This window comes from Chryseobacterium vietnamense (assembly GCF_031454475.1).
In the GTDB taxonomy this organism is placed as follows: Bacteria; Bacteroidota; Bacteroidia; order Flavobacteriales; family Weeksellaceae; genus Chryseobacterium; species Chryseobacterium vietnamense.
On the sequence record NZ_JAVDQX010000001.1, the window covers coordinates 636111 to 653058 of the forward strand.

The following is a 16948-nucleotide window of genomic DNA, read 5'->3' on the forward strand; positions in this document are numbered from 1 at the left end:
AATTATCAACTTAAAATAATAGAATTATGAAACACGAACAAAACAGTAAAACAATGAATGTAGCATTTTTAGTCTATGATCAGGTTGAAGTACTTGATTTAAACGGTCCTTTGGATGTTTTTGTTAAAGCAAATGTCATACAGCCCGACAGCTATTATTGTTTTACAGTCGGAAAAACAAAAGAACCTGTATACACGGAAGCCAATACGATGGCTGTTATTCCCACTTATGACTTGCAGACATGTCCAAAACCGGATATGATAGTCATTCCCGGAGCAAATCCTGACCACATCATGAAATATATTCAGGATAAGGATTTTGAGGAAACGGTGGTGAAATGGATTAAAAATCATTATAATACCGGAACTGTTGTGTTTACAGTATGTACGGGAAGCATGCTGTTATCCGGAACGGGCATACTTGCCGGTCACGATATCACAACTCATAATATGCTGCTGGATGCTTTAGAACAATATAATCCGACAGCCACTGTTCTCCGGAATGTACGTTATGTTGATCAGGAACGGCTGATTACTACTGCTGGAATTACAGCCGGAATTGATGCTGCTCTCTATCTTATTGGAAAACATCTGGGGCAGGAAATTGTTGATACCATCGTAAAGATTTTTGAATATCAGAATAGTAAAACTGATGTTCCGCAATAGAAAAATAGTTTGATTTAAAAATTTCGCAGGCTTTTACAGTTGGCGATTTTTTTTTGAATAAATAACTAATGACGAAAGCTGAAAAGTTTAATACATAGAGGAATAAGGCCTATTGAAATGGCAATATAAATAGCAACCCGAACATAATTAAGTGTTTTCCAAAAAGATATTCTCATTAAAATTTCTTGTGGAACAGAAGGATTGGCTGCCAGGTTCTGAAACTGTATGATGTTCGGAGCAAAAAATGTTAATGTCCAGACCCTGACAGCCGTGTGAATAATAAACAAAATTAAAAGCCAGCTCCTTACCGGATCTATTTTCCAGCAAAAAATAACTGCAAGAATAAAGGCAATTTCATGCAAAGAATGAAGGATGATCCAAAAATACTTCAGACTTACTCCATTTCCGTCCTGAAGCAGCTTAAACGTAAAGGGTGGGGAAGAGGCCCATTTGGGTACAAATATGAGGGTTTCGAAGATCTGCGCTCCATTCATAAGAAAATAAAGCAATGTGGTAATGCATAGCCATATTTCTGCACGTGTTACATAAGTAGCTGTTAAACTTTCCATGATCTTGTATTGGTTTACGGGTTATTTAAATGATCTGCTGTTTCTTTCATAAGAACGGTAGCTTCCCTGAAATACCGTTCAATAGTTTCTATTTCCTTTTTGGAAAAACCGGAAATAAGTGCCAGGGTTTTTTGCTGCAGTTCTTCAAAAACAGGACCGAGTAATTTCATACTGTTTTCCACATTCGGGATGATTATTACTTTTCTGCGGTCTTCTTTAATAAACTGTCTTTTAATAAGTTCTTTCTTTTCCAAACGGTCAATTAAGCCTGTGACAGCCCCGGTAGTAAGGCCTGTCAGTTTAGATATTTCACCAGCGGTAATGGATTCATACTTCAGAATAAGCCCGAGGTATTTATGATCAGTACTGGAAAGTCCTGCTTTTCTTGCTATGGCTTCGTGCATGAAGATTGATGCGTCAGAATAGGCTCTGCTGGTTTCGCGAAAATTTTGAATATTATCTTTAGTCATTAATTTAATTATTTTCTAATTATCTTAGTTGCTAAGATATATATTGTTTTTGATGTGACCAAACAATTTTTGATGCTAAAAAACTAATATATTCTGAAACTCTTATTAATCCTGTAATTTCATTGATGAAAATATGAAGCGTAATTAATTTATAAACAGATGTTTGACTTTTTTGCTGTGAATTTTATTATAAAAAAGCTTGGGAAAATTTGGATTTAAAGAGGGTTTTCCTATCTTTGCAGTCCCTTAAACAAAGGGATTTACTTAAAAAGTAAGTGGCCGACTCGGTAGCTCAGCTGGTAGAGCAATACACTTTTAATGTATGGGTCCTGGGTTCGAATCCCAGCCGGGTCACAGGTAAAATGGGGTACTCAATTGAGCAGTCCATTTTTAAATTAAGATTAGAGTTCTTGTTCATTTATAGTATTTCAGTTTCAAAATAGCAGACCTGCTGAAGAGTATAAATTTTTATCTCTGATTTTGTAAAGGTTAACATATTTTGATCAACAAAATATCTGGAAAGTATTGTGAATAAAGAAAAAGTTTCTATCTTTGCAGTCCCTTAAACAAAGGGATTTACTTAAAAAAGTAACTGACCGACTCGGTAGCTCAGCTGGTAGAGCAATACACTTTTAATGTATGGGTCCTGGGTTCGAATCCCAGCCGGGTCACTATTTTCAAGATGCGAAAATAAAGTTTTCAAATAAAGCATCAAAAAATATAAAATCCCTGCAAATCATTGATTTGCAGGGATTTTATTTATAGCAGCTGCTATAGTTTTCAAAAACATTCTAAAATTTTGAGACGGATCAGTTGTAGATTCTGAGTAATCGTCTCACTTGAACAGATTATTATGATCAGGTTATTAAGATTTTATACTTTGATCTCACATTTCTATTCTTATGATCTTTAGAATTATTTTTTCTGTACTTTTTCTAATTGTGGTTAAAATTCAGAAAAATTCTTTATTTTTCATTTTTCGGTTTAAAGTTTCTCCCAGCCCCTTGCCGCAGAAATGTAATTTTTCCTTGTACTTTTTTCGCTTGTTCAAGCACTTCTAATGCTTTTGTCCGCTCGTTCACTTTACCAGCGTGTGTTATATTGTCCTGACGTTCATTTTTTTTCATACTATCAATATAGTGAATTTATTTGAGAAAAACAAATGCTGATTGTTAGATTAATAAGAAATTAATATAAAAAGTCTTGAGAAGAAGCAGTATAACTAAGTTTCTTAAGATCCGATGCGATCACAATTTTTTGTTGGCAAAAGAATTTTCAGAAGGAATTCCTCTGTAATGCCTCAACTATTGTTGAATATATGGCCCATAAAGTTTGTTTTTTTGATTGTATAATAATTACTAGTTTTGAATGCTGGATTTGATGGTAATCCATAGATGGCTAAAAAGAAAATAAAAGAGCAAAAGAGTGCGAAATGACTAATGTATTTGAAAATTATCTATCCTCAACAGGAGGGCTGTTAGCTGATGAAATCAACTTATCTGCGCAGTTCTTCAAACCGCTTAACTTAAAAAAAGGTGATTTTTTTATTCGCGAAGGCGAAATCTGTCGTCATATTGGATTTATCGTCAGTGGTGCTGTAAAAGCATATGCCATCGATGACGAAGGAAAGGAAAATATAACCTGCTTCAAATTTGAAAATGAATTTGTCACTTCGTTTCCCGAGTTTATGATGCAGGAAAAATCCAGAAGAAGTATCAGAACAGTAGAAGATAGTGTAATTTATAGGATAAGCTACCCGGACTATCAGCACCTGCTTGGTCAGGTGACCGCTCTGAACCGAGTTATAAAATCAGTAATAGAGCAGGAGTATAACCAAAAAGAACGCTATATGCTGAATTACAATAACAGGTCTGCCGTGGATAAATACCGTCATGTCTTATCTCATGAACCGATGCTTGTTCAGCGCATAGCAACGCAGGATCTGGCATCGTACCTGGGCATCACCCAACGATCACTTACACGGGTGAAAGGACAAATACATAAACCTAATGTGTTATAGGACAAATGTCCTTATGTCATTCTGATCAGCAATGTAGATTTGCATAAAAAAATTATGCTACATCCAATTGCTCCTGAAGTATTCCACATTCCACTGATGCCGCGAAACAGTATCAACTGCTATATTATTGAAGGAACATTAGTAGACTCCGGAATACGAAGTTCGTATGAAACTATAAAAAAAGTCCTTCAGAAAATCCCTGTTGATCAACATGTACTGACACATGCCCATGCAGACCACCAGGGCTGCAGTGATCAGATATGCGCAGGATTCGGGATACCTCTGCTCTGCCATCCCAATGAAGTTTTCAGAACTGAAACAGGTATGGTAACCAATGATTATCCGGCTCCTCAGCATTGGATTGCAAAGCTTCAGCAAAAATACTGGGCAGGGCAGGGACATAAAGTAGAACAGACAATTGCTGAAAACGATAAGATCGGAAATTTTCAGGTAATAGAAACACCCGGACATTCAGGAGGTCATATTTCTTTGTTCCGTGAGCAGGACGGGGTACTTATCATTGGGGATGCAGCTACAAATATGAACCTTCTTACAACAGTGCCAGGGCTTCGGCTTCCTCCGAATATGTTCACCACAGATCAGCAGCGAAATATTGCATCGCTTCAGAAATTGGCAGAGTTGAATCCGGCTGTTATCTGCTTTGGGCATGGACCGGTCTTACGAAATACAGACCGCAAGTTTGAGAAATTTGTACAGAGTCTAAAAAAATGATCAGAATTAAGCGGTTTAAAGGAAACCGTTTAATTTTTCTACCACATTCCCCCAGAGCTTGTCTTTCATATTTTTTTTAAAAAACCCGAAATGATCAATTTTTTTCAATCCTAATTCCGAAGGAATTAATTTTGTAAAGGTGATACCTTTTTTACTGTCAATATGCTGCCAGTACGTTTCTGTATTTTTCTGGCTTGAAATGGTATCATCTGTAGTCCAGAATAAATGGATAGGGAATGCATAATTCTTGAAATGCCCTATAGGGACACTTGTACCATAAAACTGGGCATCGAAAAAATAATCTTTCTTTTCAAGCCAGGTACGCCATTCAAACACTACATTCCTGGGAAGATTTTCCATTAATCCAAAGGTTTTGGCTTTCACATAGCCTATCATGAAAACACTTACTGGTGCAAAAATGTAAAAGTAAAAATACGCCTTCATTCTGTAGGAAAGAGGCATATTCATGTAATAGCCCGCTGATACAGCAAAATTGATCATTCCTTTTACATTGTCCAGGTTTTTCATAAATCCTATTTGCTGTCCGCCCGCACTGTGACCCACAATCATAAATGGAAGATCAGGAAATCTGTTATTGAGAAAATCCTTGATGGCGGGCATATCTTTTACTCCATAATCTGAAAAGGTAAAATCACAGGATTTCAGGTTTCCGGAAGAAGAATCTCCGCTTCCCCGGTAATCCCAAAGACAGCACAGAAAATCATTTTCAGCGAGATAGGTAAGGAAAGACAAATAAAATTCTTTTCTTGTTCCGGTGCCACAGTTAAACTGAATGACGGCTTTGGGATGATCCGGAATAAGTAGAATACCTTTAAGCTGTATACCGTCTTCACATATTGTTTCAAAATTTTCCGTTTTCATGTTTTGATTTAACTTAAAAATTAATGATACGTTGTATATAGCTGTATCCTTTCTCTCCGTTAAATTTAGCAAATACCCTAATTCCATTATAATATTTAACTATGCAATACTAGGTTTCTGTATCCGTAGTTTGATTGTTATTCAATTTTTATTCAGGCATATATTTCATTATAATACAATGGCTGAAATCCTGGACAGAGGTATTTTCTACTTCCAAAAATCCTGTCTTTCTGTATAAATGATAAGCTTTGTCATTTCCGGGTGCAACTTCCAAAAGAATTTCAATACCATTGAATTGTCTGCCCGCTTCATGAATAACAGCTTCAAGCAATCCCTGACCAATGTTCTTGCCCTGAAACTCTCTTTTGACATACATTTGATAAATCGTACCCGAGTTTTTGTCACTTTTAATAAAAGTACATATGCCTATAAGCACATCAGCAGCATATGCACCTAATACAAACCTTCCAACAGTCTGTTCTTCAATATCGCTTTCCAGCTGAAATTTTTCAGTTTTCAGTGCTTCATGATAATTGGCCCCAAATGATTCAGGGAACTGTTTCAGACTTTCCAGACGGATTGTGCGGTATGCTTTACTTTCTTCGGGAAAAAGTTTTCGATAGCTGATCGTATTCATGCTCATCAGATTTTTCATTTACATCAATATACAAATATCAGGATAATTTTGTCTGACAATGGAATTTTAAATAATTCATTAAAATTTTAAAACGGTCACATCAATTTGTAACAATTTTCATTTGCGATAGTCTTATTATAAACAAAATATAATATTTTGATCAGAAAGCTGTTAAAAGCAGTCTGTTAATTTTAAAAGTCTTTGTTTAAAAGAGGTTTTACATAATTTATTTCAATGTTACATTTTTGCGAAATAATCCGTTTATTTCACAATGAACATAATAAATTATGTATATTTATAACACTCATTGGGGAATAATATTGAAATAACGGTAGAAAATTATCAGCTTATTTACAAATAAGTGAATAGGTAGATATGTAGATATATAGGGAAAAGTGGTGGTGATGGGAAAAACTGACTTAATCATTTTTAAAAATATAAAGACACACTCAAAAGGTATAAAGAAAATAATAGCCTTTACAATCTGCATGGGGTTATCTCTTGTTATGTTTTCTTGCCGCAGGGAATCTCAAAATACAGATCAAGAAAACTTTGATGTATCTCTACTGACGGAAAGTTCAGAGCTTCAGCTGTCCGGTGAATATGAAGCTTTTGTTAAGCTTAATAAAGAATATCTGAAGAAAGCCGCCAAAATCAGGTATACAGGAGGAAAAGGTCTGTGCTATTTGAATATGGCAGGGGTCAATGTTTCCGCAGGGAATTATGAAAAAGCCCGGTTTTTTTTCAATAAAGCAGAAAAAGATCTGTTCAATTCTGAAAATGCTTACCATAAAGCAGTTTTTTATGATAATTACAGTCTGTATTATTCTCACCTTAAACTCAATGATAAGGCCATAGCATGTAATAACAAAGCTTCTTATTATCTTAAACAGGCAAAAAAAACAAAACTTACCCAAAAACTTCTGCCAAGACTTTATGTAAACAAAGGAATTTACTATGCATGGAAAGGATGGTATGGAACTTCTTTAAAATGTTTTACAAAAGCAAATATGCTTGAAAATTCAGCTTATACCAATTGTATGGTGGCACAATATTATCTGTTCATCCATAAACCTGATTCTGCAGGGATATACATTGCCAGGGCAGATGAAAAAATGATCAGCCAGAAAACAACGGATGTGGAATCTCTTTGGGTGTATTATACAATGGGATATTACTATAATGAAATTGATAATAGTGAACAGGCTGAAAAAGCACTTAAAAAAGCACTGGAAATCAATATTAAGACAAGACGGACCTATTCTTCTCATATCAAAGAAGTCTACAAAGCACTCGCAGAATTATACAAGAAAAAAAATGATGGCGGTAAGGCCTATTTTTATCTGAAGAAATATATGGAAGAGGAAGGCAGATTTGATGCGGAACGCTTTGCTGTCATGAATAAAGCTACTGAAGATTTTATTTCAGAAATGAAACAGGAATCAGATTGGCATAAAAATGATCTTCCGTTATTTATTGCATTGTCTATCACCTTACTTACTGTTTCAGGTGTATATGTCCGGAAGATAATTAATCGGTTACAAAAGAAGAAAAACACTTTAAAAGAGCAAACTGATACATTGAAAAACCATGTCCGGGTAAAGCAGCGGCAGGAAGTCATTGAGCTCGCTAAAAAGAACGATTCTTCTTTTCTGCTGAAATTCAAAGAATACTATCCTGAATTTATTAGGTCGCTTCTGGAAATCAATCCGGATCTTGAGAATTCGGAGCTGGCTTTCTGTGCCATGCTGAAATTACGTTTTTCATCCAAAGAGATTGCAGATTATACTTTTGTACAGCATAAGTCTGTTCAACAGAAAAAATACAGGATCAGAAAAAGACTGAATATTCCCGGAGAAACAGATATTTATGACTTTTTCGAAAACTTGGCAGAATAAAGAATTAGATCACAATAAAAGCAGAAGGATTCTGTTTTATGAAGAGATTTTACTGTTGATCTTATCCGAAATAACCATTGAGAATTTATAATGATACAAAATTGTTATCTTAAGAAGATCATTGTTAATCACAAATTTATATAGAGATTTAGCTTAATCCGAGAAACATATGATGCGTATTGTTCTTTCTGTTTTACTTTTTGTTTTAGTTTCGTGCCATTCTCATACAAAGAAAGAGGCCGAAAAGAAATTTGACACCGGTTTGCTCAAACAAAATGAAAAGTTCAGACTAGGTGGAGAGTATGACTCGCTGATTAATCTTAATAAAAGATATTATAAACAGGCCGATCAAATGAATTATGAAGACGGAAAGGCACTGTGTTATATCAATCTGGCAGAACTGAACATATCACTGGAAAACTTTCAAAAGTCGCAGATTCTTTTTGATAATGCAAAAGAGATTCTGGATGATTCTGAGGATAACTTACACAAAGCCAGGTTTTATAATGTTTATGGCCGCTTTAATATAGAGCTGCGAAGACTTGATAAAGCTTTTCAATATAATAATGAAGCAATGAGTTTTATAAAGAAAAGTGATAATTCAGAGCTTAAAAACGATATCCTTTTCAGTATTTACTTAAGACAGGCTATTTATCTCATCCAAAAAAAAGAATACGAAAAAGCACTTGAATATTTCCATAAAGCAAAAAAATTAGATGATACCGGGCTTGCAGATTGTGCGATAAGTGATTATGTGTATATGCATAAAGATAAAGATTCAGCATATAAATACATAACGATAGCCTACAACAAAGCCAATATCGGTGGTAAGGAAGACGGAATAGCCCTCTATGCCAATACGATTATGGGAGAATATTTTCTAAATTATAAACAGTATGATAAAGCAGAAATAGCTCTTAATAAGGCTTTGAAAATCAATGAAAAAACAAAGCGTATTTATGCTTATTATGCCAAGTATATTTATAATGATCTCAGAGTTTTATATGAACGTACCGGGGATAAAGAGAAGGCTTATCTTTATTTGAAAGCTTATACAGATGCTTTTTACAAAACAAATACATCTTTACTGGCTACCATTAATCAGGATATGGAGTCTTTTATTGCCGTAACTCAGAAGGATGCCAATCATCATAAAAGTAAAATATACTGGATCGTTTCCCTGTCGTGTATAGGCCTTGTTCTGTTGGGGTTATATGCCTGGAGAATTATTATTGCCCTGAGGAAACGGAAAAAAATTCTTGCTATAGAAGCCGAGAATCTGAAAATAAGAATGAATGATAATAAGCAGGAAGAAATTATAGATCTCGGTAAAAGGAATGATCCCGAATTTTTGAATCGTTTTAAAGAAACTTACCCAGAGTTTATTGCCCAGCTTCTAACAATTAGTCCCAATCTTGAAAATTCTGAACTGATTTTTTGCGCAATGCTTAAACTACATTTTACCTCTAAGGAGATAGCCAATTATACGATGGTTCAGCATAGGAGTATTCAGCAGAAAAAATACAGGATCAGGAAAAAATTGAATATTCCTGGAGAAACAGATATCTATCATTTCTTTGATACCTTAAAATAATCCAAAAAAAAACTGTCTGATTTATCAGGTCAGACAGTACTCGAAAATATTCTCTTTTCACCACTCGGTTTTTTTTAGTGGTCTCAGTGGTCAAATATGAAAATTTTAAACTGAAACAAGAAAAAACACTCTACTACATGGGTACTACATCATGTATTTGTGCTTTTAAAACATTGGTAAACAGTGAGTTGTTTTCTTTGTGTGTTTTAAACAATTATTTATGAAAAAAGAGACCGCGATTCTAAATTGCTTCATTTTTTTAGTCCATATTTTTTATAATGTATCTTTTTGCATGTTATTTAAGTAGCATTTACGTATTATTTTCTCTCTGATTTTTAATTTATTTTTCATCTGTTTTTGAAGTTGAAATTTTTAATAATACTTATATGTTAAAACGGAATCATTTAAGATAAAATTCGGTAATAAATGTAATTAATTGATAATTAATCAATTGTGGATGCTGCTGTATACGTGTAGTAGCATTTATTTTTGTTTTTTATTCAGAATATACAAGCTTTGTGAAGTGATTTGTTGTGAATTTTTCGCTATTGATTTCGTTTTGTTGAATTAATGATAATATTTATTTGTAGTATAAATTAAAATTCTAAATGATCTCCTGGTAAAAAATGAGCAATATATGATCATAAAACCAAAGTAATCTTAAATAAATTTATGAAAAAAAGAATTTTATTCGTTTGTGCATTAGCATCTTGTTTTACGGTTTTTAATGCTCAGAGATGGGAAACTGTCTTTCAGAAAACTTCACAGATAAGAGAAGGAGTAGAGGTACAGCATTCTTATAGGGTGGATCTGAAATCACTTCGTGAAATACTGAGAAATGCTGAAGAAACAGGGAAAGGTGCAACACCTGTTATTATTTCTCTACCTACTGTGGATGGAAAGATTGAAAAGTTTGCTGTCTATAGCAATCCTGTGCTAGATAAATCTCTGGCCGATAAATATCAGCTGGGGTCTTATATGGGATTAGGTGTGGATGATCCATCCAAGTATCTAAGATTCAGTACGTCTCCAAATGATATGCAGTCTATGATCATTAAAAATGGTATATTCCAGTTTATAGAGCCAATAAGTGCTGATAAACAGACTTATGGAGTATTCTATAAAACAAAGAATGAAGGAGAACATGGTTTTAAATGCGATACCGGAGAACGTGATTTTAAGGATATTAATAAATTGGTAGAGAATGGTAAAAAAATGCTTTCTGGAGTTGGCATTGCCAGCAGACCTACGAATACAAAATACAGAGATTTCAGAATGGCATTGTCCGTTACAGGAGAATACAGCCAATATCAGTTAACAGCAGCAGGAACTCCGGCCAATGCGACCGACGACGTAAAGAAAGGCGTAGTACTGGCTGCCATGAATAATACTATGACCCGTATAAATGGTGTTTTTGAGCGCGATTTCGGTGCTCACCTGACGGTTCAGAATCTTCCGGGTATCATCTATCTTGATCCTGCAACAGATCCTTACTCTAATAATTTAAATCTTCAGCTGCAACAGACTCTTACCAACGTTGTTGGAAATGCCAACTATGATATCGGCCATGTTCTTAATCAGAATGCTGAAAGAAGTGGAAATGCAGGAGGAATCGGAATTGTTTGCGTAGATCCGGCCACTAATACTGAAATAAAAAAGGGTTCCGCTTACACCCAGGGACCAGTTCCTGTAGGGGACGTTTTTGATTTTACGGCAGCACATGAAATGGGACATCAGCTTGGAGCTAATCATACATTTTCAAATACTTCTGTTACAGATGCCAATCAGGGAGCTAACGTAGAACCGGGAGGAGGTACTACTATTATGGGCTATGCCGGGATTACCTATGATAATGTGCAGGCTAACGCTGATGGATATTTCCATTATAAATCCATTGATCAGGTGTTAACTAATTTAGAAAATAAACTTAATTGCGGAGCCTCTCAAAATATAAACAATAATACTGCACCGGCCATTAATCCACTGGTTGCTTATAATATTCCTAAAGGAACTGCTTATTATCTTGATGCTTCAGCCACTGATGCAGAGAATGATGCTGTAAACTATACCTGGGAACAGAATGACAGTACCGATGAGTTTTCTACCATCTCTGGTGATAGCGGATGGGGATACAATCCAAAAGGAGCATTAACAAGATCTGTTCCTGGTACTCCAAACGGAAGACGGTATTTTCCAAAGTTAGCAAGTGTTATGAATGGAAATCTAACAGACAAACAAACATGGGAAACGGTATCTTATATCCCCCGAACATTGAATTATGCTGTAACGGTAAGAGATCAAAATGCTCAGCGTCCTATGGTTTCAAGCTCAACAACGACAGTGACTGTAGCGAATGACGGACCGTTCAAATTCAATGGGCTTACTTCATCTTCAGTATTGTATAATGATGCTGTAAACACCATCTATTGGGATGTTGCCAATACGAATGCTGCTCCTTATAATACAGCAAGTGTGAAAATTGATTATACTACAGATAATGGCACAACCTGGACAAATCTTGTTGCTGCAACCCCTAATACCGGAAGCTATAGCACACAAATGCCAGGAAATATAAACGGACCAGTAAAGCTGAGAGTATCAGCGGTGGGAAATATTTTTTATGCGGTATCTCCAGCTATTACTGTGGGTAGCGCGCCTACCTCTCCTACATCAGCACCTACAGGTATTTCTACAATAGATACTGAGATTTTCAAAACAACAGCAAGGGTATCCTGGAACAGTGTTCCTGGAGCTACATACTCTGTTAATTACAGAAAAACAGGAACAGGAAACTGGTCTAATGCTGTGAGCCAGGTCAATTCTGTAGTGCTGAATAATTTAGAAGATGAAACCAATTATGAAGTACAGGTAGCAGTTGTAGTTAACTCAGTTCCCGGAACTTTCTCTAATAATTATACATTTAAAACAAAAGGATTAAAGACAGGAATTGATTATTGTATATTAAATTCAGGTTCACCTTACTTAGGTTCAATTTTGAAAGTAGCAGTTGCCAATATTGATTATACAGATGCTACGGCAAGGTCTTATAAAGATTTAAGTGAAGATCCGACTAAGATTGTCAATTTAACACAAGGTAATACCTATACAATTTCACCAAGAATAGGAAACTTACTGCAGGCTGGTATGCAGGTTAATCTATCCGTTTGGATTGATTACAACAGAAACGGAGTTTTCGAAGCAACAGAGAGAGTTGCCCAGACGTCGGGAGCATCTCCTGCCGGTAACGTTGGAATGGGGAATATTAACTTTACAGTTCCAGCTAATACCTATTCTGGGGATAAATTGTTAAGAATGAGGATTGTAGGTAAGTTTTCCAATACCGCACTGAATGATGTATGTGGCGAACTGGCAAGTCAGGCAGGAGGTATTATGGATCTTCCGGTTAAAATTACAGCTGGCGCCCTTGCTGTAAGAGAATCTGCAGATACAAAATCATCAGAAGTTTCCGTTTATCCTAACCCTGCAGATACATTTGTAGAAGTGAAAAACCTAAAAGGTAAAGGTGACTATAAAATTTACAGTGCAGATGGAAGACTGGTTCAGGAAGGTAAGATTGACGGAAAAATTAATGTTGCTTCTCTGATCAAGGGAATGTATGTAATAACAATAAAAGATGATAAAAATACTTATAATACCAAATTGATTAAGAAATAACATAAATGAATCTCCGCACCCGGATCTAAAAGCGGAGAGAAAAAGAATTTATTAAACCTAAAAAGGCTGTCTCTGGTTGAGGCAGCCTTTTGTTTTTGCTTATGAAGTCAGGTGGCCGTTGAAAAAATCAAGCATTGTAGCTAATGATTTGTCAGAATGCATCCGTTCTCCATTTTCAAGGGATTCCTTTGTGGCAGCGGCAGCCCTCTTACGCATGGTATTTTCGTAGGCGGAAACAGCTTCCTGCAAAGTAGTATAACGGCTGTCTGTCAAATGCTCACTCAGTTCAAGGGCATCCAGCATTGCCATATTGGCACCTTCTCCGGCAAATGGTGGCATTACGTGCACCGCATCCCCAATCAGTGTGAGATTGGGCTGAGTTTCCCAGGTTTGATCTAAGGGCATAGAGTAAATCAGACGTGGGATAAAAGGAGTCATTGCACTTTCAAACAATTCTTCCCAGATAGACGCCCATTCGGAGTATTCTTTTTTGAACCATTTCAGCATCTGTGCTCGATCAGAAAAATCAAGACCGCTGGAGGAAGGCCAGTTTTCATCGGCTTTAAAACTCGCATAAAATCCAAGATCTCCATTGCCTTTCTGTCCCAGTAAAATATTTTGAGAATTTCCGAATGCCATTATTTTTCCACCTTTGATCAAAGAATCGATTTGAGGAGCATTTTCTTTTGAAACATTTCCTTCCAGCATAATGATTCCGGAGTAAACAGGTGTATTAGTATGGAGATAAGGACGGATTTTAGAGTTGGCGCCATCTGAAGCAATGACCATATCAGCGTACACAGACCTCCCGTTTTTAAAATGCAGCAGCCAGCCTTCATTCTGACGTTCCATAGAAAGAAAATGACTGTCCCAGACTACTGTTTCAGGAAATAGAGATTCCAGAAGCATGTTTCTTAATGGGCCACGGTCTATTTCAGGGCGGAAATGTTCATGTCCAAAATCCTCTTCAGGTTTTGTCTCATGATCATTAAAAAATATTTCTGCCTTTTCATTCATGATCAGTGTTCTGTCTGCACCCGGACGGAAGGCTTGTTTAAACTCCTCCAGAAGTTCTGCCTTGCGTATAGCAGCCAAACCTGAATCTTCATGCATGTCTAGAGGAGAACCCTGTACACGTGCATCTTTATTAAAGTCTCTTTCATATACTTTTACATCTGCACCTTTCAATTGTAAAAGTCTTGCCAGTGTAAGCCCTGCCGGGCCGCCACCAACGATTGCTATTGATTTATTGTCTATCAGCATTGTTAATTTAAATTTTACAATGCAAATTTATCTTCCTTTCAACACGGATAATAGTACAAATCGGTCGTTTTTATTTTTAGATAATTCCCTGGGGGCAACGCCGGAGAATTTTTTTACTTCTTTGATGAAATGGTTCTGATCTGTATAATTGAGTTCCGGGAAAAGTCTTCCCTGGGCAATATGTTCCAATGATGCCCTGAAACGCAAAATGGTAGCGTAGGCTTTTAATGACAACCCAAGCTGTCTGGTAAAGTACCGGTTGATCTGTCTGCTGCTCCAGCCTGTTTTTTCAGAAAGTTCCTGTACGCTCATTTCTCCTTTTGAAGCATAAACCAGTTCAAAAAGTTTAATTTTTCTTTCATCTATTTTTTGAGGAAGCAGTTCTTTTATTTTTTGAGTTGCTTTCGTACAGCAGTGGCTGAAATCAGTGATATCGTCAGCTTTAAAATTCCAAAAATCAGGAGAAAGCTCCTTTCCGATATTCAATAAATCGGCGATGGAGGTATTTAAAATATATTCAACAGCAAGAGGTTTGAAGCTTACAACAAAAGCAGTCATATGCGGAGCGATAAATCTTTGTTCAGGATAGGTTTCCAGCCCGAGAAGGGTAATATGAAAAGGCTCTGATGCCGAATACGAGAAGAATAAGTCGATTCTTCCATCCGGAATGATCACCACTTCTTTAGCTTCATCCGAAAGGTTTTGAAAAGTACCCAGATTTTCAACAAAATCCGCGATCTGCTTATCAGGTTCGATGAAATGGTAAGTGAAATCAGTATCCATCTTAATATTATAATTTTTTAAAGAAGAAAATTACAAAATTACCGCTGATCTATTAAAAAAGTTTATGGTTTATTTTAGTGTATAAAGACTATTTTTGTTTGAGCAGATGTAAAAAGTAAATATGCTGCAGCTTCTATTTTATGAACAAATCATCACTTAATACCTACTTTCATTCTTTATTCAGTATCAAACCTGAAGTGGTTGAAAAAATTACAGAAAAATTTTGCCATTTTGAGTTAAAAGCGAATACTGTTTTGCTGGATAAAGATACCATCAGTACCAAAACCTATTTTCTGGAAAAAGGGTATGTGCGATCCTATATTCTGAATGAAGATAATGAGGAGATTACCACCAATATTTATACGGCTCCCTGCTTCGTTAATGATTTTTTGTCCTTTTTCAGACAACAGCCTACCAAAGAAATATACCAGACAATCACCGAATGTGTTTTTTGGGAGACAGGATTGGAAAATGTACAGCATAATTTCCATAATATCCCTGAATTCAGAGAGTTCAGCAGGCTTCTTTTTGTTCTTAATTACTATAATATTCATGATCGCCTGATCGAAATGGCGAGCCAGAAGGCTTCCACAAGATATTGTAACCTGATGAAGAAAGATCCTGATATTTTTCAACATGTCCCTTTGAAGGTGATTGCTTCTTACCTTGGGATTAAAGATAGCTCGCTGAGCCGTATCAGAAGGGATATTCACAAAATGTGATTTCTTTTCATTTGTCAAGTGATATTTTACAGTGCATCACTGATCTTTGCTTAAAAATAATTTCATGAACAAAAAACATATTGTTGTAGTAGGATTGGGTGGTGTAGGCGGTTATTTCGGTTTTAAAATCAATCAAACCAATGAAACTACAGGAAAATATACTGTTTCTTTTGTAGCGCGCGGAGAAACTTATGATAAAGTAAAAGAAAACGGATTGACTTTGTTATCTCCCGAGCATTCCAATTCACAGAGCCATCCTGATGATATAGTTCAGAATATCAGTGAGATCAAAAATCCAGATCTGGTTTTGATTTGTGTAAAAGAATATGATCTTGAAAATGTCTGTCAACAATTACTGCCGGTTATTAATAAAGATACGGTCCTACTTCCGATGATGAACGGAGCGGATATCTATGACAGAATCCGTACAATAATTCCTGATCATACCATTCTTCCAACCTGTATCTACGTGGCTTCCCATATCAAAGAAAAAGGAGTAGTGGAACATAAAGGAAAAGCCGGAAAAATGATTGTGGGAAGAGATCCTGAACATTTTTCTGCACCTGTGGAATGGATTACAGAGCTATTGAGTGAAAGTAAAATCGATTTTGATTTTAAAGACGATTCATTATCAGATATCTGGACGAAATTTATTTTCATTGCCAGTTTCGGATTGGTAACAGCTAAGCACAATTCATCTATTGGAACTTTGTGCAAAGATGAGCAACAGAAGGAAGAAGCGATTGAAATTATGAAAGAAATCAAACAGATCGCAGATAAAAAAGGCATCTATCTTCAGGAAGATATCATTGATAAAACATTCGATAAAGCTTCTACATTTCCTTTTGAAACCCCAACTTCCTTACAGCTTGATATCCATTCAGGAAAAAAAAGTAACGAACTGGAATTATTTGCAGGTGCTGTATTGAAATATGGTTCTGAAACAGGTGTAGAAACTCCTTTCACTCAGAAAATCTATACTGAGATTAAGGCAAAATAAATTTTGGCTAAACCCCGAAAGAAAGGGAAATATAAGAA

At 35.8% G+C, this 16948-nt stretch carries 15 protein-coding genes and 2 tRNA genes; 10 read left to right on the forward strand and 7 right to left on the reverse strand.

The annotated features are described in order from the left end of the window. Window positions 1-26 precede the first annotated feature (26 nt). Window positions 27-665 (forward strand): DJ-1/PfpI family protein, encoded by a 639-nt coding sequence (locus tag J2786_RS02825; protein WP_047431672.1) that lies wholly within the window; start codon window positions 27-29, stop codon window positions 663-665. Window positions 666-730: 65 nt separating this feature from the next. Here J2786_RS02825 and J2786_RS02830 read toward each other — a convergent pair whose 3' ends face one another. Next, on the reverse strand, window positions 731-1234 hold the full coding sequence (locus tag J2786_RS02830) for a hypothetical protein (RefSeq protein WP_047431668.1): 504 nt from the start codon (window positions 1232-1234) through the stop codon (window positions 731-733). A 14-nt stretch (window positions 1235-1248) separates the two neighbouring features. Further along, entirely contained in the window at window positions 1249-1704 is a 456-nt protein-coding gene (locus tag J2786_RS02835; protein ID WP_047431665.1) for a MarR family winged helix-turn-helix transcriptional regulator, read from the reverse strand. A 281-nt stretch (window positions 1705-1985) separates the two neighbouring features. Between J2786_RS02835 and J2786_RS02840 the strand changes: the two genes are divergently transcribed. Together J2786_RS02840 and J2786_RS02845 are read left to right on the forward strand one after the other, a co-directional pair. Beyond that, window positions 1986-2058: transfer RNA gene (locus tag J2786_RS02840), tRNA-Lys, on the forward strand. A gap of 244 nt (window positions 2059-2302) precedes the next feature. After that, window positions 2303-2375: transfer RNA gene (locus J2786_RS02845), tRNA-Lys, on the forward strand. Window positions 2376-2669: 294 nt separating this feature from the next. On the opposite strand, the gene J2786_RS02850 is transcribed toward J2786_RS02845, so the two are convergent. Further along, window positions 2670-2831: a hypothetical protein gene (locus J2786_RS02850; protein WP_156121445.1), complete on the reverse strand. Its 162-nt coding sequence runs from the start codon at window positions 2829-2831 to the stop codon at window positions 2670-2672. A 305-nt stretch (window positions 2832-3136) separates the two neighbouring features. Here J2786_RS02850 and J2786_RS02855 point away from each other — a divergent pair, with 305 nt between their 5' ends. Continuing rightward, window positions 3137-3724 (forward strand): Crp/Fnr family transcriptional regulator, encoded by a 588-nt coding sequence (locus tag J2786_RS02855; protein WP_047431651.1) that lies wholly within the window; start codon window positions 3137-3139, stop codon window positions 3722-3724. A gap of 54 nt (window positions 3725-3778) precedes the next feature. Continuing rightward, window positions 3779-4456 (forward strand): MBL fold metallo-hydrolase, encoded by a 678-nt coding sequence (locus J2786_RS02860; RefSeq protein WP_047431649.1) that lies wholly within the window; start codon window positions 3779-3781, stop codon window positions 4454-4456. 15 nt (window positions 4457-4471) lie between these two features. Here J2786_RS02860 and J2786_RS02865 read toward each other — a convergent pair whose 3' ends face one another. Continuing rightward, entirely contained in the window at window positions 4472-5338 is an 867-nt protein-coding gene (locus tag J2786_RS02865; RefSeq protein WP_047431647.1) for an alpha/beta hydrolase family protein, read from the reverse strand. A 148-nt stretch (window positions 5339-5486) separates the two neighbouring features. After that, on the reverse strand, window positions 5487-5975 hold the full coding sequence (locus J2786_RS02870; RefSeq protein ID WP_052187052.1) for a GNAT family N-acetyltransferase: 489 nt from the start codon (window positions 5973-5975) through the stop codon (window positions 5487-5489). 404 nt (window positions 5976-6379) lie between these two features. Here J2786_RS02870 and J2786_RS02875 point away from each other — a divergent pair, with 404 nt between their 5' ends. The 3 genes from J2786_RS02875 to J2786_RS02885 all read left to right on the forward strand — a co-directional run bounded on the left by J2786_RS02875 (window position 6380) and on the right by J2786_RS02885 (window position 13142). Beyond that, window positions 6380-7873, forward strand: a complete 1494-nt coding sequence (locus J2786_RS02875) for a tetratricopeptide repeat protein (protein WP_156121443.1) — start codon at window positions 6380-6382, stop codon at window positions 7871-7873. Between the two features lie 169 nt (window positions 7874-8042). Then, entirely contained in the window at window positions 8043-9467 is a 1425-nt protein-coding gene (locus tag J2786_RS02880) for a tetratricopeptide repeat protein (protein ID WP_156121441.1), read from the forward strand. Between the two features lie 672 nt (window positions 9468-10139). Further along, window positions 10140-13142 (forward strand): reprolysin-like metallopeptidase, encoded by a 3003-nt coding sequence (locus J2786_RS02885; RefSeq protein ID WP_310023901.1) that lies wholly within the window; start codon window positions 10140-10142, stop codon window positions 13140-13142. A 99-nt stretch (window positions 13143-13241) separates the two neighbouring features. On the opposite strand, the gene J2786_RS02890 is transcribed toward J2786_RS02885, so the two are convergent. Then, window positions 13242-14405 carry an FAD-dependent oxidoreductase gene (locus tag J2786_RS02890; RefSeq protein ID WP_047431639.1) on the reverse strand — a complete coding sequence of 388 codons (1164 nt, stop codon included), beginning with the start codon at window positions 14403-14405 and terminating at the stop codon, window positions 13242-13244. 27 nt (window positions 14406-14432) lie between these two features. Beyond that, complete coding sequence (locus J2786_RS02895) at window positions 14433-15188, reverse strand: helix-turn-helix domain-containing protein (protein ID WP_047431633.1); 756 nt, start codon at window positions 15186-15188, stop codon at window positions 14433-14435. Between the two features lie 140 nt (window positions 15189-15328). Between J2786_RS02895 and J2786_RS02900 the strand changes: the two genes are divergently transcribed. Both J2786_RS02900 and J2786_RS02905 read left to right on the forward strand, forming a co-directional pair. After that, window positions 15329-15910 carry a Crp/Fnr family transcriptional regulator gene (locus tag J2786_RS02900; protein WP_047431630.1) on the forward strand — a complete coding sequence of 194 codons (582 nt, stop codon included), beginning with the start codon at window positions 15329-15331 and terminating at the stop codon, window positions 15908-15910. A 64-nt stretch (window positions 15911-15974) separates the two neighbouring features. Then, complete coding sequence (locus J2786_RS02905) at window positions 15975-16910, forward strand: ketopantoate reductase family protein (protein ID WP_047431627.1); 936 nt, start codon at window positions 15975-15977, stop codon at window positions 16908-16910. The last annotated feature ends 38 nt before the right edge of the window (window positions 16911-16948 follow it).